We start from the raw sequence: 19,717 nt of genomic DNA on the forward strand, positions 1-19,717 counted from the left end.
AAAACACTTGTAGAGACGGCGATTTATCGCGTCTCAAAAACCCAAAATTTTTACCAGTAGCCCTTAACCCAAACGTTTTGGTACAAGTACCTAAGTTAACACGCATAAGTAATGCTGTGCCCTTGCCTGGCGGTTAAATCATTAATTGCGATCGCCTAGTCAATTTTACGGGAACACAATATAAAATCTTTAGTCATTAAGCAAGTACAGATTAAATATCCAAAGCTTAACTAAGAAGTTAGAAGTCAAAAATTAGAATTAATTAGAGAAAAAATATCGCTAATTGTAGACTGCTAAATATTTTATTTAGTGAGGTAATTTATTGCTTTTTATTCAGCAGTCATACATTAATTACGTATTTACTCTAAATCAAGATACTGAATTTAATTTAGATACTTCTATAACTAATTCAGTTTAATTCTAGTTACCTAAATTTCAATATGCAGATGTAGCTTCGGTAAGTTAAATAGCTAACTTTTCGATAGTTTTGAGATGTCTATTATGGCTTTAATAGTCTATATTTCGGCATCTTTGAGCAGATTGTCTAGTTTGCAAATTTATACTTGCCCTATTAATGCGTTGATTATTTTACCGGAAATAAGTTTGCTTTAGATTCTTTATATATCAAGAATCTATCAGCTTGTCATAAGCTATACATGGGCTTTACCTCCCATTAAAATATGGTTGATACTGATTTTTTAACGATCAGTTTTCCGGAATCAGCCGCAACGAATTTGGAGCTAACACTATCCAAATACTCAAAACAGGTGAGTTATGAATAATCAAAATCTCAAGACAACATCTATCAACTTTATCAAATCTTTTCTAGCTGCGGCTACACTGATAACAGCTTCCGTCGGCCCTGCTTTTGCTAACGACAAAGTGGAAATTGTAGGTGCAGAATATGGTGGTAATGGCTGCCCTGAAGGATCTGCTAGTGTAAGTGTTAGCCCCGATGGTCAAGAGCTAAGTATTCTATTTGATAAGTTTATAGCTGTAGGGAATAAAGCAGAAGAAAGACGCAAAAACTGTAACTTAAGTATTCCGATCAAAGTCCCCCAAGGCTTTCAAATTTCCCTCTACGATGCTGATTATCGGGGCTATGTTGCTCCTAGCACAATTGGCAGACTAAGAGCAGAGTACTTTTTTGCTGGTCAGCGTGGCCCTGTTTTTTCTCGGACATTTAACGGCGAAAGTGATTACAACGTTCGCGATCAATTAGTGACTGTAGCTGATGTTTGGTCACGCTGTGGTGACAGTGTAAATATGCGGGTAAATGCTGCAATGACCGCCAGTGGTCAAGGTATGGCAACTGTTGACTCCTTTGACCTCGCCCACCGAGGGTTGGTTTATCACGTCAAATATCGCCAGTGTCGTTAAGTCTTTTCAAAGCCGCGAGCAACAAACTTTTAGCTTTAAAAAGGTCTAAGGCTTTGTTGGTTTGAGCAACACGGAACCTAACACTCTGTATCGATGTTAGGTTTTCTTACATCAACTCAACAAAGCCCTTTTTTGCACTTAAAGCTTTCAAATCTTTTAGTACCAAGTAAGTCGGGAATCTGACCTAGCCTCATCTATTCCTACAACCAACCTGTAAAATTGAATATGATACATCAAGGCTTTTAGGCATTGTGAACTTTTTTATTGGTTGTGCTGTTTGGGCATATAAAGGTTGGGTGGGCGAACTTTACCCCCAAGGTACTCGCACCGCCGATTTTCTCAATCTCTACAGTCGTCGCTTCACCACTGTAGAAGGTAACACCACCTTTTATGCCGTGCCTAACCAACAAACAGTAACCCGTTGGGCTGCTGAAACTCCAGCAGGTTTTGAATTTTGTCTAAAATTACCGCGAGATATTACCCATCAAGGGTTGCTACAACCTTATATTCCGGCGGCTTTAAAATTTCTGGAAGGGATGCGCCCTTTAGGTAAGCATCTTGGGCCAATATTTGCCCAGTTACCACCTAGTTATGCACCTGCATTACTTGAAGATTTGACTAGCTTTCTGGAAGCTTGGCCGCGCACAGATGCACCCCTAGCCCTGGAAGTTCGTCATCCCGACTGGTTCAGAGAACCCCATGCTAGTAATTTGACAGCGCTTTTGCAAAAGCTAGGGGTAGGACGGGTACTTTTAGACTCGCGCCCCATTTACACTGGAGATGATGACCCCCAGTTACAATCAGAACGACGTAAACCCAAATTACCGTTGCAATTGAGTGTGACAGCACCTTTTACTCTGATTCGGTTTATTTCCCATCCAAATTTATCAGTGAATCAGCCGTTTATGGAAGAGTGGGTAAAGCAGATTCAGCAATGGTTACAGGCGGGAGTACGAATTTATTTCTTTGTTCATTGTCCAATAGAAGCGCGATCGCCTAACATAGTGCGTCACTTCCAACAGCTATTAGAACAGAGTGATACACCAGTTCCACCCTTACCTTGGAATAACCTTGAGCATCCTCCCAATCAGCTGAGTTTATGGTCTTGAAAGGCAAGGCGCAAGGATAAAAGGAAATAGTCCCACAGAATGAAATTTATAAATTTTATAATATATCTAATGTTTAGTGATAAAAAAAGAGCGATAATTAGTATTTCAATACTTTTCTGTGAATGCTTGATATTTCTTTCTTCTTGACAAAAACGGCTATTACCATTTTTGTTAAATGGTGATGAGGGTTTAGATAATACATAAATATATCTAAAAAGAAAAGTATTGATTTTTAATATGTAATTTAAGCATTTTTTGAAAGCAGTTACGCCAAAGGAGGTTAAGATGAGTCGTCTTCTTTATGAAAGTTCAGTCTCATACAAAGGATATCTCATCATTCCATTCGTTTTTGGGAAAGTTGATAATTACGAGATTTATTCTTATAAATTGCTATCTGAAATTGGTCATAGAAGCCAATTTCATAAAGCAGAAAACCCAGCAAAAATCTATGGAAGTAGCGTTAGTAATATCATTGACATTGCAAAAGAACATATCGATCAAAACTCAGACTTTGTTAACCAGAGAGATTATTTTAAGTCTCGCTACATTTACCGTAACCATTTGATTATTATCTTCCAAGAAGGAGATAAATGCTTTTATGACCATTATCCACCAGAGTTATTGAATAATATTGCAGCTCCAAAATTATTCAAATCCGAATACGAATGCTTGAGTTGGATTAAACAAGGACTTGATGGGCCACAGGTGCGACAAAGAGCTATTTGAAAAAGACAGAAGTTAGGAGTTAAGAGCAAAGCAAGCTTAATATAAGACTAATATTTTATTTTTGAAAAAAATCAGTATAGCTCAAATAGGCTTATTAACTGTTGCTTGTTGCCTTCCTATCGCGCTTGCACTGCGCGAACAAAAATCAATTAAACGAATTTTCTAGAATAACCCTGTTTTGTCACTCTAGGCAGAGGAAAAGTAGAAATCAGGGTGAGTTAGAGAAATAAAAATTGAACTAGTGAGGCTATAAATAATAGATTGAAGTTTAGAAAAACCCAAGGACAATTGGGGAATAGGAAAAACTGTTAACCAGGGATATATTAGGTTAAATAAGGTAAAAGGTTGAATTATTAAGCGGAGATTGTTAAGAATATTCTTCCAGCCTTTTTCATCATTCCACCAGGGATGCGAAGCTAATTTTGATGGAGATTTTGGCACAGAAGACTGGATTTGTTCAGAGTGTAGGCTAACCATTAAATAGCTGCTACAAACAATCTCCCACCAGCGTTCAATATCCGGGTAGTGAGTTAGCCGATAATCTGACCAACCTAATTCATTCTTGCTTTGCTTCAACCCATACTCAACCCAAGTTCTTAAACCGTAAAAGTTTCCCACATCTCTTGGTGTAAGGTCTGGGTATTTACTCATTACATACCAAGTAGTGTTACCAGGTAATTTCTCTCGGTCTGTGGTAATCTGCCAGTACCTATTTTCGCTACGTTTACCATGAATTATTTCTCTGATAAACCTATTTTCACTACTCAGATCAGAAAATACTCGTTTAAACTTGTGCCACTTTAAATATTGAGTATATTGTCTTGGAAGTAAATCCACATCATGGTTTGAGCGAATCGCTACTATATAGTTTAGATTCATTTCATCTAACACAGATATGAAGTTAGTTCCACTTTCTCCATACAAACTGTCTGCCAGTACTAAGTTAAATTTAAAGCCCATTGACTTGAGCTTTCGCATGAGAATTGCTGCTATTTGTGGCTTGGTTAGGTATTTATCTTCTGGCTTTAATCTTTCACGAGGCTTATATATTTCAAATAGCAGTGGAAAAGTCATACCGCAGAATACGCCATACGCTGTTACTGCCACAATTCCATTCTCTACTTTCCCCAAGTTTCCTATATACTGTCGTTTCACATAATCTGTCTTATTCCCTTTCTTTTTATCTCCTGTTTCATCAATAATCAGAATGATTGGTCTACCTTTTAGTACTTGTAAAATTAGCTCTAATCGCAAATCTCTTAACTTCTCTATATCCCACGGTGATGTAGTTAAAAAATGATGTAAACCCTGTTGGTTATCCAATCCTACAATCTTTGCTATTTCTGGTAGGGTTTTCCGTTTTAGTTCAGAAATACACCCTACATGAAGGTACTTAAAAGCCTCGAAGCTCCTAACATCTGGAAACAGGCTTTTATACCACTGGCAATATTCGTCCACAAATTTAACTGTTGGTGCGGCTGGACGGGGCTGTACCATACTCTGTGTCTTGGTTCTAGCATTTGTACCTTATTATACTACCGCCAGAGTGACAAAACAGGGATAAGCTAATGTAGCAATGTAGATTATTTACAGGCTTTAGCGGAAGGATAACTTGATTATTCCAGGTTTCTCAGCTACCAAAAGTTGCAAGAATAACTCGATTACCTTACCTGTCAACAAGACTAGAGGATGCAATTATCTGAGAAAAAACGCTGGAAGAAGATTCATAAAGCCATGCGAAATCATCACAAGCGCTAATTGCACAGGTATCAAATTCAGTTAAAACTCCTTTAATTCAAAACCTCGTTTCCAGCCTCTACTGGAAACGAGCGTCCCCCAGGGTACTTAGGGGCGCAAGGCCTTGCGCCCCTAAGAATCTACAAATAATTTGAGATAATTTATTTTTTGCAAATCCCAAAAGCTTTTTTGCTTAGGGACTTCCAAGAAATAAATTATCCAAATAAACGAACCACAGAGACACAGAGAACACAGAGGGAGAAGAGATAGAGAGAATTATTTGCGTTAGTTTTGGGATATTGTTTTATTTGGAAGTCCCTTATTAGCTTTTACCTTTTTCATGACAAAATTTTGAAGTGAAAAATAATAAATTGTGTTTTTGTTATGAAACATTAGTTTTAAATACTTTTATCAAATATCCAAAAGTATCTAACTGTACATATTGACTATGAACAATAATTTAAATAATTGGCAACCTTTGAGCGTGTAACTTATGGCTATTAAAGATTGTAAGGATAATCTTCTATCTAGTAAATAAATAATTTGAGATTCGGCAAATAAATTAGTGAGATGTATGTTATGGTTTTTATAGGAATCAAAACGAGTGAAAGCACAAAAAGACTTCAAGATAATTTTGAGGCAAGCTCAAGAAAGTTTTTTTGCTCTGGTAAGTCCACTTCAATTCGCTACATATTTCTGTAACAAAAATCTAAAACTAGATTGAGTAGGATAGTAGCCTTTGTAACAACTTGAAGTCAATCAAAATTTATCTGGGTATGAGCCAATAAGAGTTGGCTAACCTAGCTAGAACATTACCCGCCAAAGGCAATTACTCTTGGAGTCTGGGAAGAAAGACTCTTAGTACAGCCTGACAAATCCATAGAAATACAGAATATTTACAAACTTAGTTTTGTGGGAGCAAACATTTTCAACCGCGAACTAAGTTGAAGCAGTTGATGACTTTTGGAACAAAAACTCTAAGCAGAATGGTGCTATAAACCATGCTGTCAAAAGTTACTTAGATATTATCTAAGCGAAAGTGTTAGAAATTGCCTGTGCAAACATTATAGTAAGCTGTTGCGCCTTTAATTTGCACTAATATTTTTTCAATATGATTGTGGGGTGGGCATCTTGCCCGCTCTGATAATGCAAGTTGTAAACGCAACAGCTTATTGCACCTATAGCTACCACTTTTAGGCTGGAATTTATCTTGCTGCATCAATCACGAAACGATAAGCACTATTGAAGTTTTTGGCAATTTGACATCAGCAAAATCAAAGAAGTTGCAGTGACCATTTAGAGTGGATTGCAATTTGGTTGGTTGTGTGGTTCAGGGAACAAATCTGCGTTCGTTTGAATTCCTGCTGCAACCACTCTTGAGGCTTGAGCAACCATTTGGGATTCTGTTACAACAACTGACAATGCTGAAGTCAACGTTTTAAAGACTTCGTTATTAGGAGATAGAGATTTTCTATCACTTAAGCTATCGCTTTGTGGGTAAATATGTTCTGATTTTGGCTGTTTTTGTCGGGGTGCAATGTCTAGCGACAAGTTGCTACACGTTAACGCCAACAGGCTCTACTTCCCTACGTTCCAAGGGTGAATATCTCATATCAAGCTTCCGACCCATCAATTAAATCATTGTAGGAAAACACAACCATGGCTGACGAAAAGATTAGACAAATAGCTTTCTATGGTAAAGGCGGTATTGGTAAATCTACTACCTCTCAAAACACCCTTGCAGCAATGGCTGAAATGGGTCAACGCATTCTAATTGTCGGTTGCGACCCTAAAGCTGACTCTACCCGTTTGATGCTACACAGTAAAGCTCAAACAAGTGTTCTTCAATTAGCTGCTGAAAGAGGCGCTGTAGAAGATATTGAACTCGAAGAAGTAATGCTGACTGGTTTCCGTGATGTACGTTGTGTGGAGTCTGGTGGTCCTGAACCCGGTGTAGGTTGCGCTGGTCGTGGTATCATCACTGCTATCAACTTCCTAGAAGAAAACGGTGCTTACAAAGACGTTGATTTTGTAAGTTACGACGTATTAGGTGACGTTGTGTGCGGTGGTTTTGCTATGCCTATTCGTGAAGGCAAGGCACAAGAAATCTACATCGTTACCTCTGGTGAAATGATGGCGATGTATGCAGCTAACAACATCGCTCGTGGTGTTCTCAAATATGCTCACACTGGCGGCGTGCGCTTGGGTGGTTTGATTTGTAACAGCCGTAACGTTGACCGGGAAATCGACTTAATCGAAACCTTGGCAAAACGTTTGAACACCCAAATGATTCACTATGTACCTCGTGACAACATTGTTCAACACGCAGAATTGCGCCGGATGACTGTTAACGAGTACGCTCCTGATAGTAATCAAAGTAACGAATATCGGACATTGGCTACCAAGATTATCAACAACGACAAGCTCACTGTCCCCACTCCTATTGAGATGGAAGAGTTAGAAGAGTTGTTGATTGAATTCGGTATCCTCGAAAGCGACGAAAATACCGCAATGCTTGTTGGTAAGTCTGCTACTGAAGCACCCGTCAAGTAATACTAATTAAATAATGGTTTAGGGTGGGCTACTTGTCCACCCTTTTCTCATTGCTTTAAATCCCTAGTAGGGATTTTGATAAATTGCAATCGTTGATAGCCACACCAGCTAAAAGTGAAGCACTGTTTCAATCCCTAATAGGGATTTTGATAAATTGCAATCTGTAATTCCATAGCGATTAATTACTTTTCAGAGTGTTTCAATCCCTAATAGGGATTTTGATAAATTGCAATTGTAAAGATTTTCTAATGCCTGTATTGTCAAATCCGTTTCAATCCCTAATAGGGATTTTGATAAATTGCAATGGGGCGATCGCTCCGGCACCTTAATTGCTTTGGCGTTTCAATCCCTAATAGGGATTTTGATAAATTGCAATTTTTCCTTCAAGCTTACCCAAATGCTACAACAATTGTTTCAATCCCTAATAGGGATTTTGATAAATTGCAATGGTATATCAAAGAAGCTTATTGGTCGTTTAAATATTAGTTTCAATCCCTAATAGGGATTTTGATAAATTGCAATTAACTACATCTCCATCTTGTGTAGCTGTTATTTGTTTCAATCCCTAATAGGGATTTTGATAAATTGCAATTAAAAAGTGTAACGTTTGGTGGTGGTGGAATAAGTTTCAATCCCTAATAGGGATTTTGATAAATTGCAATTCAAAGATTGCCCCGCCAAAGTCCCTGATAAATCTAGGCGTTTCAATCCCTAATAGGGATTTTGATAAATTGCAATATGCGCCTTCCTCTACTTTTCCGTATATAGATGCTCGTTTCAATCCCTAATAGGGATTTTGATAAATTGCAATCACAGGTAAGTCACCGGATGGTAAGAATGTATACAGTTTCAATCCCTAATAGGGATTTTGATAAATTGCAATAATTTATGGGTTCACTATATCAACAACAGCAGTTACGTTTCAATCCCTAATAGGGATTTTGATAAATTGCAATCCAAAGTTGGTCTGTGGTAGAGCTATATAATCAGGTTTCAATCCCTAATAGGGATTTTGATAAATTGCAATTTGATACAGCCTGCTTAGGTTACTGCAATTTCCTTGTTTCAATCCCTAATAGGGATTTTGATAAATTGCAATTTTTCGTGGCGTTTCATCATATCCAATGACGACCAAAGTTTCAATCCCTAATAGGGATTTTGATAAATTGCAATGCCACAATCAAAGGTAATAGAGGAGAAATTCAAGTTTCAATCCCTAATAGGGATTTTGATAAATTGCAATGGGGACATTGTGATGGAGGAGCGATCGCATCTGCAACGTTTCAATCCCTAATAGGGATTTTGATAAATTGCAATTAGAAGTGGTGGCGATATCGCGCCTCCCCAAATCGAGTTTCAATCCCTAATAGGGATTTTGATAAATTGCAATAGCGGGAGCCTGAAACCCAAGCTGTATTTAATTTTCAAGGTACAGTTGCGCGATTCAAGGGCAATCATAGCATTACAGAATTTGTTTGGAAAGAGTGCCAAAAAATTTAAAGGCTGAAATCGTCTTTTGGTAAGCATTTTAGAGATTGCGCGGATTAGGATTAGGTGACTAATGGGTTGAAAGCCTTACTGTATTTGGAATAGAAGCACTTTTTGGGGACTTTAGAATTTCTACACCTACCCTTCCGCGCATTTGAGATATGAGAACCCAGCCAGAAAGTAACTCAGTACAGAAAATTGCTTATCCCGTGGCTTTTCTTTGCCAATACAGGCGGTTTTTCTCTGACAAGAGCCACACAGAAAAAACATTTGGACAGCAAACGAATCTAAAATATTACGGTAAACTGATTCATAAATTGTAATATTTGTTGTCGTACTACTGTACTGATAACCAAAAATCAAGTTTCCGCCAATTTTAAGGTAGAGATGATGAAAGAAATAACACGCCGCAAATTTATCGCAACAAGCACCTTGGCGACGGGTTTTGCCTTGGCAGTGCAACCCATTTCTGCTCAAGTCACCGCTACCGATGCTAAGGGGTTGGTAGCTGGTGCAGTGAAAATTCCCGTCAAAGATGGCGAAATTCCTGCTTACAGAGCAGCACCCGCCACTGGTGAAAATTTCCCCATAGTCTTGGTAATCCAAGAAATCTTTGGTGTACACGAGCATATTCAAGATGTTACTCGTCGTTTTGCTCAGTTGGGATACTTGGCGATCGCACCGGAATTATTTATCCGTCAAGGCGATGTCACTAAGTTAAGCAGTATAGACGAAATTCGCCCAATTGTTTCCAAAGTACCAGATTCTCAAGTGTTATCCGATCTCGATGCGACGGTAAAATGGGCTGTGAAATCAGCTAAAGGCAATGCCAATAAATTGGCGATTACAGGTTTCTGCTGGGGTGGCCGCATTACCTGGTTGTATGCGGCACACAATCCCAAGGTGAAGGCAGGTGTTGCGTGGTATGGGCGACTCGTGGGCGATGCTACCGAACTTCAGCCCAAGTATCCAATTGATATTGCATCAAAACTGACAGTCCCCATTCTCGGACTCTACGGTGGCAAAGATACGGGTATTCCCCTTAATACAGTAGAACAGATGCGCGATCGCTTAAAGTCTAGCAGTAGCAAATCTGAAATCATCGTCTACCCCGATGCACCGCACGCTTTTTTTGCCGATTATCGCCCCTCCTACCGCGAGAAAGATGCTAAGGACGGTTGGAAACGTCTTTTGGCGTGGTTTAAGAAGTATGGCGTTTCTTAAGCTGTTATGTCATTTGTCATTGGTCATTGGTCATTGGTTTTTAAGCATTTCTTTGTTCTCTTTGCGGTAGCCTGCGGCAAGCCGCTCCGCGTCTACGTTAAAAAATTGACTTTGACAAAGAGTTTTAGCCTTAACTGAACTGCATTGAAGGACAAATGACAAATGAAACATAGAAAAGCCTCCCATTATCGGGAGGCTTGAATGTGAGCGGAGACAACTGTTAAACTACGGCCTTGCAGCCAGCGCTCCTCCTAATGCAGAGAAAACGGCGGAGACGGATGCGGTGGCAAACAGCCACCACGCTGCTGTCGCTGCGGCTTTGCGGGTTTCTTCAGCTTGTCGCTGTGCTTGATGCTTCACCTGTTCTAGGCGGCGTTGGGCTTCTTGCTGTATGCGTTCTGCACGTTGCAATACTGTGTTGCGGGCCCGTTCAATTTGGTCGATGATCCGGTTGGCATCTTCCTCAGAGATGTCCTCACGAGAACTCATAATTGCTACTAAAGTCTCACGATCAAAAGAAGATAAGCGATCGCGCAGGGCATCAAACCCCGCTTGAGGATCGTCAAAAAATGTGCGGACATCGCCCTTGATGCTATCGTAATTGAGTTCCGGGCGATCCAGGGAGTTAAGATAGTTGCGGATGCGGGCAAAAACCCCATCAATTGCATCTTGAATGCCTCGTTGGATATTCCGCACTTGTTCTACAAATTGATCCCTGACGGACACCATGTTATCGGCAATCCGCGCTGCTTCTTCATCAGACATATCTTCCCGAATCTTCAGCAGGGCGATGATGGTATCACGGTCAAAATGGGAAAGGCGATCGCTAAAACTTTCTACCCCCACTCGCGGATCGTGTAATAGTAGTTGCAAGTCGCGTTTAATACCTTCAGGATTGAGTTCTTCTTTACCAGTTTGGCGCAGATACTCTTCCAGATAAGCTTTGAATGTTTCTGCTCTTTGCTGTGTACGAGTAGCTAAACGACGAGGCGCACGTATAAAGTTACGAATCGAAGTTTGGGTGGAATCAATTATTTCATTAACTTGTTGTTCACTCAAGTCTTGACGTTGACTGAGCAACTTCACCAGCGTATCTCGGTCTAACTGCGACAATCGATGGCGCAGTGCGCTGGCTCCCTCTTTGGGATTTTCAAACAATTTACTCAAATCTCGCTGAATACCTTCAGGATTCAGTTCTTGTTTACCAGTATTCCGTAGATAATCTGCGATCGTGGTGGTAACAGAGTCGTATTGCTCTTTGGCTTTATCTACTACAGCTTGGGGTGTGTGGCGAATGTTATGCCACGACTCTTCAGCCGCATTGATGATTTGATTAACTTGATCTTCACTCAAATCTTGGCGCTGACTCAACAATTGCACTAAGGTATCGCGGTCAAAGCGAGACAACCGCGCCCGAATTGAGCTAATTCCAGCTTGGGGATCTTCTAATAGCTTTTTGAACTCCGCGCGGATAGCATCAGGATTCAGTTCTGATTTCCCGGTGTTACGCAGATATGATTCCACATTCAACCACAGGGTTTCTGCTTGATATTGTGCTTGTTCAGCTAATCCTTTGGATTCTATCAAGACGCGATCGCGTTGTTTTTCCAATTCATCCAGAATGCTGTCTACTTCATATAGCTGAACATCATTACGTTCCAGCAATATCTCCCGAATTTCCTGACGTTCAATGTGCGCCAGTCGCAATGTCAGGGTTTCATAATCTGCATCTGGGTCTTGCAACAGTGGTTTAAAATTCCGCTCAATGCCTTCAGGTGTCAAATCTGTTTTCGGGGTAACGAGCAGATAACTTTCTACTGCGCGTTGCAAGTCTTGGACTATTTCTCTTTCTTCGATACCTGTAACTGTCACCAGCACATCTTTGCGGACAACTTCTAGCCGATCTGCAATGCGCTGAATTTGGCTTTGGGTAAGTAGTCCTCGTTGTTGGAGAATTTTGACGAAATCGTTACGTGATAATCTTTCTAGTTCTCTGCGAACTATTCCAGGGTCAGCTGCTGGGTCGTAAATGACATCACGAAATTCTTGGGCGATTTTTTCTGGGCTTAGTTGCCAAGCATAAGTATTGTACAGATAATTTTCGACATCAGATCGAATTGGGCTATAGGGTTGTGATGGTGTTGGCAAACCTAACTTATCTGCCTGTTGGGTGACTTTATCTTTGGCTGTGGTAAGGCTACCCAAGATTTTTTCCACATCCAAATCAGATAAATCTGCCCGTCCTAACACAATGCCGGTTAAGGCGGATAGTCCTTGCTGGATTGTACTTTGAATTGGCCCAGTAGTAGATGCCTTTTGGTCAGCTTCCTTGGAACCACGTGTTTCTGCAACTAATCGATCCAGCTTGGCGTTAAGTTCATCTGTCTTACTTTGTCCTGCTGGAAGTGATTTCAGATAATCCATTAACTCACCCATCCGGTCTTCGGTGGGTGAATGCTGACTTACTACCTGTTGCCAAACCTTATATAAAGTATCAGCAATGCGGGTAACGTCTTTTTTGGAAAGGTCGGTGCGGCTGCTGACTAACTCGATAAATTTTTGGCGGTCGATGTTGCGAATATCTGGAGTCCCTGCGATCGCTTTTAATTGGGGATCGTTGAGTAAATTTTCAAAATCACTCCGAATTTTCGACACATCCAACTCTGGTGGACGCAGCTTATCTAAATAATCTTCTATGTTCTCCCGAATACTTCCAGGGTCGATGCCGCTTCCTAATTCTCGGCGAATGGCGGCGGCGGCGGCTTCAGCTGTTGCGACAACTTGATTATTGACAGCTTTCGCGCCTAGTGCGGCTGTAGCTGTCCCCATAATCGCTTGAAAACCGGAAGTTGCCGTATTTACGACTGAGCCAATTAAGGAACCCACAGTAGTGGAACTTACCCAAACCAGGAGTAAAAAGTAAGCACCCCAAATTACCAAACCGAGAATTGCTCCCAATCCTGGATCTAAGATTACAAGGCTCAATTTAACTGCCAGGAAACAGGCAATTAATAAAGCGATCGTTACAGTGAATAACGTCCAAATCCCTACTGCTGTACCGATTTTGCGAATGCTGCCGCCCAAACTTCCGACTTCCCCAGAATCTGAATCCGAGTCAGATGAGTGCCCCAGATAGGAAATACCGGCTGCAAGGGAAAGATTAGTTAGAACTAATTGGAAAGCAAAGGCTAGGATCACGCCGGAGATTAAGGCCACAAAAAAGCGTGGCCCGGAAGTCAGAACCGATGCCTGTGCTGGCGTGACGTTTGAGGGATCTACTGGAATCTGTGCTAACCACAATAGTGGTTTGTAGAGTCCCAGCATGATTTCCGTACTTTGGAACATTGTATTTCCTTCTACTAAGTTTAAATTTGGGGAATTAAGATTTTCTTGAGAAGCAACTCTTAGTATTTTTGTCTGTATCTATGGCAATACCTAACTGTTTAGTTCAGAATCGTAGAATTTAGCTGTTGAAAGCATCTCTCCAAGGGCTGAAAACTATATACAGCAAAAGATATAAATTTTATTATCTAACGATAAAAGTAGTTAAAAATTTAGTTAATTATTGGCTGCCACGCTCTTAATTTTAACTGCTTAATCAAAATGATTGATTTTGCCAGAGCTATAGTTTGATTACTATAACTTTACATTTATTTATAATTATCTTTTTATCACCCTCTCAGGGTGGATTTGTCTGCACTAATATGTTGTTGATTATCGTCCCCAAGAAGTGCCTGTAGTTTGTGCCTACAGGCAGAAAGAAATCTAGTTATAAATAGCTACATTAAAGTTAACAAATAAATTGTTGATGACAACAAGATGGCAACTCATTATTCCAGGGATTTGCCAATACTTGTAAGAGAATCATTTGCTTTGGAATTCAGTCAGTTATAGTGTCCAGCGCGATGTTCTACATCTGATTGACTGCTAGAAATTAAACATCTCAAAAGCTAAGAAATTTTGGAGAAACAAATGGCAACTCAAGAAACTCGGTCTTCTACTGACTTACCACCTGTTGCACCAGAATACAACGGTATAGACCGTAACGCTTTTCTGTTTGGCTGGACTCCTCAAGCCGAAATTTGGAATGGTCGTTTGGCAGCAATTGGTTTTCTCGCCTATTTGCTTTGGGATTTAGCTGGCTATAGCGTTTTACGCGACGTACTGCACTTAGTTGGCTACTAAAGATTGAACCTTTGAAAACTTACTGGATATTGGAGAAAAAAAATGGAACCTCGATCTTCTACTGATTTAGCACCTGTTGCTAAAGCCTACAATGGTGTAGACCGCAATGCTTTTTTGTTTGGTTGGACTCCTCAAGCTGAAATCTGGAACGGTCGTTTGGCAGCAATTGGTTTTCTTGCCTATTTGCTTTGGGATTTAGCTGGCTATAGTGTCTTACGCGATGTATTGCACATAATTAGCTATTAGTAACCACAGCTATATAAGCTGTTACGCCTTTAATTTGCACTAATATTTTTTCAATATGATTGTGGGGTGGGCATCTTGCCCGCCCTGATAATGCAAGTTGTATACGTAACAGCTTAAGACTTCCGCAAATAGTAATCTAAACCCTAGTTTTCAGGTAGGGGCAATTCATGAATTGCCCCTACTTTTATCTAAAGCAGAAAACGAAACAACACATACAAAGCCGAAGCTACCAGTTGCAACAGCATTACTGGAATGCCGTAGTGAAGGAAAGTTTTAAACGAGATGCGTCGTCCATGTTGCTCAGAAATACCGGCAGCGACGATATTAGATGATGCCCCTACTAATGTGCCATTACCTCCCAAAGTTGCACCAAACATCATGGCATAAAAAAGCGGTAATACTTCTGGGGGAAACTGCCCTTGAAAATCTTGTGCTAGAACTTCTGCGGGTGCTAATCCCACAGTAACAATGTATTGTTTAAGTAAGGGAACCATCCCCACCACTAAAGGAATATTGGGGATTACGCTGGATAATATACCTACAAAAAACAATAAAACCAGGGAACCCAGGATAATATTTTTTCCTAATATTGCTGCCAATATTCCTGATAAACCATTAATTACACCTGTTTTTTCTAACCCTCCAATTAGCACAAAAATACTCATAAAAAATATTAATGTACTCCAGTCTACATCCCGCAAAATATTGTTAACTGAATCGATTCTGCTATGGTGCGATAACAGCAAAGCTAAAGCTGCTCCTAACAAAGCTGCGGCAGCAGGCGAAACCGGAACTGGTAGAGTTTCTCCAACGACAAAAAATAGCAGGACGAAAAATACTATAACTGCACCAAAGCTTAAAGCTCGTGGATGATTAATTTGTGGATGTGGTAGTTCTTCTAAATTATCTAACTGGGTATTCCAAATTTTACGAAATAAAAATGGTAGTGTTGCAATTACTATAGCAACGGCAATTACTCCTCCTAAACTCAATTTAAACAAATAATCTGTAAAGCTGATATTCACAGCATCACCAACAATAAAGGTAGCTGGATCTCCAACTAACGTAAGAAGTCCGGCACTATTAGCAACAAATACCATTAAAATTAACAAGGGAACAAAATTTATCCCGACTTCCTTCGCCATTGGTGGAATTAAAGGCGCTAACAACATTACTGTTGTGGCATTTGGTAAAACTGCACAGATAGGTGTCACAATAGCCACAATTCCGAGTAATAAACGCTTGCCTTGTCCCTTAGCCAGGAGTACTATTTGAGTTGCTAAATAATCAAATATCTTGGTAGGTTCAAAAGCCCGCACTAGCACCATAACTCCAAAGAATAAACCGAGTGTTCCATGACTGTTGCCGATGTAACCAACAGCTTCTTCTAAAGTCATGACGTTGGTAAAAACTAATAATAATGCTCCCAATAATGCTGCGATGGTGAGATGTACCCATTCCGTCATCACTAAAATAATGACGCTTATAAATGTAATTACACTAAGGATTGCTTGCCAGTTGTCCACATCTTACTCCTGAAGTTTTATTGGTTGCATAGTAGCGAAAAAAGCCACCTAGTTTTAGGTGACTTATCTTATGATTACAATTGGATAAAAATTACTGAAATTTTAAACAGCGATTATTCATCAATACAACTGGGAATACCCAAAACGGCGCAGGGGAAATTATAACCTAATGCTTCAATCATCGGATGATTAACAGATTGGCAACCGAGAAATAGAATATCGGCGGCTTCTGATTCAACAACTTTGTGAAGTTCTGTGGAAATGCTGCCAAACCGCAAATGAGATTTGAAGGAACCTTGCCATTCTTCAGCCAGACTTCGGGCTTGCCAGAGAATTATATCTGCTTGTTGTAGGGGAGTTACCACTGTCTGCAATTTGGGTTGAGTTAATACCTGTGTCACAGACTTTGATACTTCACTGATTTGACATTCTAATGAAGTCTGTTGCGGAAAGCTCAAGATATTTGGATATTGACTGCTTTGATTGTCTTCTACCACATAAACAGCTTGAACAGTGACTTCTGCATTAGTAGCTAAACGCGTTTGATGGGCAATCCAGAAAGCAATATCTAGCGCCGTATGACTGTTAGGAGATGCGTCATAAGCAACAATTAAATTAACTGCTTTTGCTTTTTGAGGTTCTTTAGAGAAAGGTTTTCTTGGTTCTGGCACTAGTACCATTTGTTCAATTAAGTCATTGCGACCTGTGGCACTTTGCAGACGTGCTAACATTGGCTTGATTTGCACAGCTTTACTTCTCCCAATGAAATGAATTAGTAATGAGAAGCAGGGGGACAAATTTTAGATTTTTGGACTTTCCTGCGGAACGCTACGCGTAGCTTGCTTCCCCAGAGGGGTACGGCTACGCTCAGTCGAACAATTTTGGATTTTAGATTGAGTAACGATAACCAAAATTGCAAATCTTAAATCAGTCCAGGAAACCCCAATAATAACTGTATTACAGCCAAAGTCTTGGGGGTTCCTTCCATTGCCTACGGAGTTAGCTGACGGGCTAAGACTGGAAGGTGTCTCTCATAAGATTAGCCCCAAACATTGGTTCCTCCGTTCCAAATCCAGCTTTCATGAATTTGAATTAGGCTACCCACTAAAAAAAATGATAATCTAATTTACTCGTCTTGTGCAAAATATCGATCGAGAAAATTTAGGGCGTGGTTGCGGAGTTCAAAATATTCTTTTGAGTTTCGCATGGCTGCGCGAGCCTCTTCCAGAGGAGCTTTGCTAACGCGTGGATGCTCAAAAGGAACTTCTAAAATCTCTCCTATACTAGCAGATGGGCCATTAGTCATCAAGACGATGCGATCGGACATATAAATTGCTTCGTCTACATCGTGAGTAATCATCATCACTGCTTGACGATTATTTTCCCAAATATCCAATACTTGCCGTTGCAATTTACCACGAGTTAGCGCATCTAATGCCCCAAAAGGTTCATCCATCAGTAACATTTTGGGACGAATTGCTAAGGCTCTGGCAATACCTACTCGTTGTTTCATACCTCCAGAGATTTCATCAGGATATTTGTCAGCTGCCGCCGTCAAGTTTACCATTGCCAAGTGTTCATTTACAATGCTAATTTTTTCAGCCCGATTAGCATTTTTTAGCACTTCATCCACAGCTAACCGGATATTTTCTCGCACGGTTAACCAAGGTAACAATGAATAGTTCTGAAATACCATCATCCTTTCGGCTCCTGGCTGACGGATTTCTTTGCCATCAAGCCGAACTGATCCGGAAGTGGCTTTTTCTAAACCAGCTACTATCTTTAATAGGGTTGATTTCCCACAACCAGAGTGACCAATTACAGAAATATATTCATCTTCACCAATCGTTAGATTAACTCCATCTAAAACGACAAAGTTATCTTTATCAGGTGTCGGATAAGACTTGACTAAATTTTCAATTTCTAAAAATCCAGTGCGGGGCAGAACTCCAGTCTGGGTATTAATAGGTAATGAGGTATATTCCATCATCAAAGGCTCCCGAAATAATTTAGTCAATCAATTTTGGATTAACCGCGACTTGTACCGAAAATCTAAAATCTAAAATTGCCAGGGTCAATATTTAAACTTGGGATTTAAGACATGAAAAAGTTAGTGGGAGCGTTAGCCCTGATAGCAAAACTATTCAGATAGCCCACCGGATCGCTGGGATCGAAGCCTTTCTTATCTATAAATACTTCTGGTGGTTCGACCTTGTAATCATCCTTGGGACATTTTATGCCCATTTCAGATGCTATCTCGCGATATAAATCTGTTCTCCAGCCTTGTTGGGCTAGTTTGTCGGCATTTTTGGGAAATTCCTTAATTTGTCCCCATCGCGCTGCTTGTGTCATTAACCAGAGACTTCGCGATTGCCATAAGAATGTTGAATGTTCTTCTGGTTGTTTGGGAAGGTTGTCAGGAATATCGAAGAAAATGGTAGTATCGGCAGCTTGAATGGTGCGGTCTTTGCCATCAAAGCCGCCATAGTTGTAGTTGCCGAGAATTCCGGGACTGGTATACTTCGCAATTGGGGCATCTTTATTTTTGGGTCTTGCACCTGTAAAGGAACGTTCTGTAAGCAGTTCAGCTACTTCTTGGCGGTTTTCTGCTTTGCTGCAATATTGGCAAGCTTCAATCATCGCCTTAACTAGGGAACGATAGGTTTTGGGATATTTATCGATGAAAGATTCCATTACTCCCAATAAACGATCTGGGTGTCCCAACCAGACTTCTTTGCCTTGTGCAAAGGTAAAACCGATGTTTTCGTTACCTGTTATTGCCCTTGTATTCCAGGGTTCTGCAACCATGTAAGCTTGCATTGCACCAATCCGCACGTTTGTCACCATTTGAGGCGGCGGAACGATGATGACGCGAAACTCTTTCAGGGGATCAACCCCTGCGGCGGCGGATAAGTAACGGATAAAGTATTCGTAAATGGACGAACTTAATACTACCGCCCAAACTTTGCCTTCTGGTGGTTGCTTGTCAAAGTAGCCTCGAAAATCACGCCCAAAGGCTTCTAAAGCACCATCGCCATATTTTTCTTGATATTCATACCACGGACGCAGCCCAAAATCCCACATGGCTTTGTTCATGGTCATGGCGTTACCGTGGCGGTGAATGGTCATTGCTGCACACAAGGAGGCGTGACGTGCGCCTTCTGCACCAATTCTGGCGTTGGTAACAGCACCAGATACTACGGGTGAAGCATCTAGGCGACCAAAAATTAAACCGTCGCGGGAGGTGGCCCAGCTAGCCTCGCGGTTGAGTGTGACGTTCAAACCATATTTGTGGAAGAAGCCTTTTTTCCAGGCGATCGCAAATGGCGCACAATCATTAACAGGAACGTAACCAATGGTGAGATCGGATTTTTCTAGGTCTTGCGATCTAACTACTGGTTGTACAGCCAAGGCTTCTTCTGTTAGCCCTTTGGCGGATCTATCTCCTGAAATTCCACAGGAGGACAGCGCTATCCCGGTTGTAGTTGCTCCTATTCCCTTAATAAAATCTCGTCGAGTCCAGTTTATATCACCCATTTTTAT

General features: G+C 40.6%; 14 protein-coding genes, 1 CRISPR repeat array and 1 riboswitch. Of the genes, 7 read left to right on the forward strand and 7 right to left on the reverse strand.

Annotated features, from left to right (window positions below):
* Nucleotides 1–774 precede the first annotated feature (774 nt).
* From GJB62_RS27740 to GJB62_RS27750, 3 genes are all read left to right on the forward strand, one after another.
* Nucleotides 775–1,380: a DUF4360 domain-containing protein gene (locus GJB62_RS27740; RefSeq protein ID WP_114082282.1), complete on the forward strand. Its 606-nt coding sequence runs from the start codon at nucleotides 775–777 to the stop codon at nucleotides 1,378–1,380.
* Nucleotides 1,381–1,631: 251 nt separating this feature from the next.
* A complete protein-coding gene (locus tag GJB62_RS27745; protein WP_114082281.1) occupies nucleotides 1,632–2,489 on the forward strand; it encodes a DUF72 domain-containing protein in 858 nt (285 codons plus the stop codon).
* Nucleotides 2,490–2,774: 285 nt separating this feature from the next.
* Nucleotides 2,775–3,215, forward strand: coding sequence for a hypothetical protein (locus GJB62_RS27750; RefSeq protein ID WP_114082280.1), 441 nt, complete (start codon nucleotides 2,775–2,777; stop codon nucleotides 3,213–3,215).
* 186 nt (nucleotides 3,216–3,401) lie between these two features.
* Here GJB62_RS27750 and GJB62_RS27755 read toward each other — a convergent pair whose 3' ends face one another.
* Nucleotides 3,402–4,712, reverse strand: coding sequence for an IS701 family transposase (locus GJB62_RS27755; protein ID WP_159402591.1), 1,311 nt, complete (start codon nucleotides 4,710–4,712; stop codon nucleotides 3,402–3,404).
* A gap of 1,536 nt (nucleotides 4,713–6,248) precedes the next feature.
* The gene (locus GJB62_RS27765; protein WP_181852902.1) at nucleotides 6,249–6,524 is read right to left on the reverse strand and encodes a hypothetical protein; all 276 of its coding nucleotides are present in this window, start codon (nucleotides 6,522–6,524) and stop codon (nucleotides 6,249–6,251) included.
* An 87-nt stretch (nucleotides 6,525–6,611) separates the two neighbouring features.
* Between GJB62_RS27765 and nifH the strand changes: the two genes are divergently transcribed.
* On the forward strand, nucleotides 6,612–7,505 hold the full coding sequence (gene nifH, locus GJB62_RS27770; RefSeq protein WP_114084101.1) for a nitrogenase iron protein: 894 nt from the start codon (nucleotides 6,612–6,614) through the stop codon (nucleotides 7,503–7,505).
* Nucleotides 7,506–7,558: 53 nt separating this feature from the next.
* Nucleotides 7,559–8,895: direct repeats of the CRISPR family, unit length 37 nt; unit sequence GTTTCAATCCCTAATAGGGATTTTGATAAATTGCAAT.
* Nucleotides 8,896–9,383: 488 nt separating this feature from the next.
* On the forward strand, nucleotides 9,384–10,217 hold the full coding sequence (locus GJB62_RS27775; protein ID WP_114084102.1) for a dienelactone hydrolase family protein: 834 nt from the start codon (nucleotides 9,384–9,386) through the stop codon (nucleotides 10,215–10,217).
* A gap of 225 nt (nucleotides 10,218–10,442) precedes the next feature.
* Here the strand turns inward: GJB62_RS27775 and GJB62_RS27780 are convergent, their stop codons facing one another.
* Nucleotides 10,443–13,562 (reverse strand): MFS transporter, encoded by a 3,120-nt coding sequence (locus tag GJB62_RS27780; protein ID WP_114084103.1) that lies wholly within the window; start codon nucleotides 13,560–13,562, stop codon nucleotides 10,443–10,445.
* Nucleotides 13,563–14,189: 627 nt separating this feature from the next.
* Here GJB62_RS27780 and GJB62_RS27785 point away from each other — a divergent pair.
* Both GJB62_RS27785 and GJB62_RS27790 read left to right on the forward strand, forming a co-directional pair.
* Nucleotides 14,190–14,402 carry a high light inducible protein gene (locus GJB62_RS27785; protein ID WP_114084104.1) on the forward strand — a complete coding sequence of 71 codons (213 nt, stop codon included), beginning with the start codon at nucleotides 14,190–14,192 and terminating at the stop codon, nucleotides 14,400–14,402.
* Nucleotides 14,403–14,444: 42 nt separating this feature from the next.
* Nucleotides 14,445–14,648, forward strand: a complete 204-nt coding sequence (locus GJB62_RS27790; protein WP_114084105.1) for a high light inducible protein — start codon at nucleotides 14,445–14,447, stop codon at nucleotides 14,646–14,648.
* 188 nt (nucleotides 14,649–14,836) lie between these two features.
* Here GJB62_RS27790 and GJB62_RS27795 read toward each other — a convergent pair whose 3' ends face one another.
* From GJB62_RS27795 to GJB62_RS27810, 4 genes are all read right to left on the reverse strand, one after another.
* The gene (locus GJB62_RS27795; protein ID WP_114084106.1) at nucleotides 14,837–16,174 is read right to left on the reverse strand and encodes an SLC13 family permease; all 1,338 of its coding nucleotides are present in this window, start codon (nucleotides 16,172–16,174) and stop codon (nucleotides 14,837–14,839) included.
* Nucleotides 16,175–16,287: 113 nt separating this feature from the next.
* Nucleotides 16,288–16,905: a universal stress protein gene (locus tag GJB62_RS27800; RefSeq protein WP_114084107.1), complete on the reverse strand. Its 618-nt coding sequence runs from the start codon at nucleotides 16,903–16,905 to the stop codon at nucleotides 16,288–16,290.
* A gap of 245 nt (nucleotides 16,906–17,150) precedes the next feature.
* A riboswitch (cyclic di-AMP (ydaO/yuaA leader) is annotated at nucleotides 17,151–17,283 on the reverse strand.
* A 17-nt stretch (nucleotides 17,284–17,300) separates the two neighbouring features.
* Nucleotides 17,301–18,161 (reverse strand): ABC transporter ATP-binding protein, encoded by an 861-nt coding sequence (locus GJB62_RS27805; protein WP_114084108.1) that lies wholly within the window; start codon nucleotides 18,159–18,161, stop codon nucleotides 17,301–17,303.
* A 107-nt stretch (nucleotides 18,162–18,268) separates the two neighbouring features.
* Complete coding sequence (locus tag GJB62_RS27810) at nucleotides 18,269–19,711, reverse strand: ABC transporter substrate-binding protein (protein WP_114084109.1); 1,443 nt, start codon at nucleotides 19,709–19,711, stop codon at nucleotides 18,269–18,271.
* Nucleotides 19,712–19,717 lie beyond the last annotated feature (6 nt).

Source organism: Nostoc sp. ATCC 53789, assembly GCF_009873495.1.
In the GTDB taxonomy this organism is placed as follows: Bacteria; Cyanobacteriota; Cyanobacteriia; order Cyanobacteriales; family Nostocaceae; genus Nostoc; species Nostoc muscorum_A.

What these genes read in the sequence shown, in the direction of transcription:
- GJB62_RS27740 (WP_114082282.1), top strand. Translation starts at nt 775, where the DNA reads ATGAATAATCAAAATCTCAAGACAACATCTATCAACTTTATCAAATCT.
- GJB62_RS27810 (WP_114084109.1), bottom strand. Translation starts at nt 19,711, where the DNA reads ATGGGTGATATAAACTGGACTCGACGAGATTTTATTAAGGGAATAGGA.
- GJB62_RS27805 (WP_114084108.1), bottom strand. Translation starts at nt 18,161, where the DNA reads ATGGAATATACCTCATTACCTATTAATACCCAGACTGGAGTTCTGCCC.
- GJB62_RS27750 (WP_114082280.1), top strand. Translation starts at nt 2,775, where the DNA reads ATGAGTCGTCTTCTTTATGAAAGTTCAGTCTCATACAAAGGATATCTC.
- GJB62_RS27790 (WP_114084105.1), top strand. Translation starts at nt 14,445, where the DNA reads ATGGAACCTCGATCTTCTACTGATTTAGCACCTGTTGCTAAAGCCTAC.
- GJB62_RS27775 (WP_114084102.1), top strand. Translation starts at nt 9,384, where the DNA reads ATGAAAGAAATAACACGCCGCAAATTTATCGCAACAAGCACCTTGGCG.
- GJB62_RS27800 (WP_114084107.1), bottom strand. Translation starts at nt 16,905, where the DNA reads ATGTTAGCACGTCTGCAAAGTGCCACAGGTCGCAATGACTTAATTGAA.
- GJB62_RS27780 (WP_114084103.1), bottom strand. Translation starts at nt 13,562, where the DNA reads ATGTTCCAAAGTACGGAAATCATGCTGGGACTCTACAAACCACTATTG.
- GJB62_RS27785 (WP_114084104.1), top strand. Translation starts at nt 14,190, where the DNA reads ATGGCAACTCAAGAAACTCGGTCTTCTACTGACTTACCACCTGTTGCA.
- nifH (WP_114084101.1), top strand. Translation starts at nt 6,612, where the DNA reads ATGGCTGACGAAAAGATTAGACAAATAGCTTTCTATGGTAAAGGCGGT.
- GJB62_RS27755 (WP_159402591.1), bottom strand. Translation starts at nt 4,712, where the DNA reads ATGGTACAGCCCCGTCCAGCCGCACCAACAGTTAAATTTGTGGACGAA.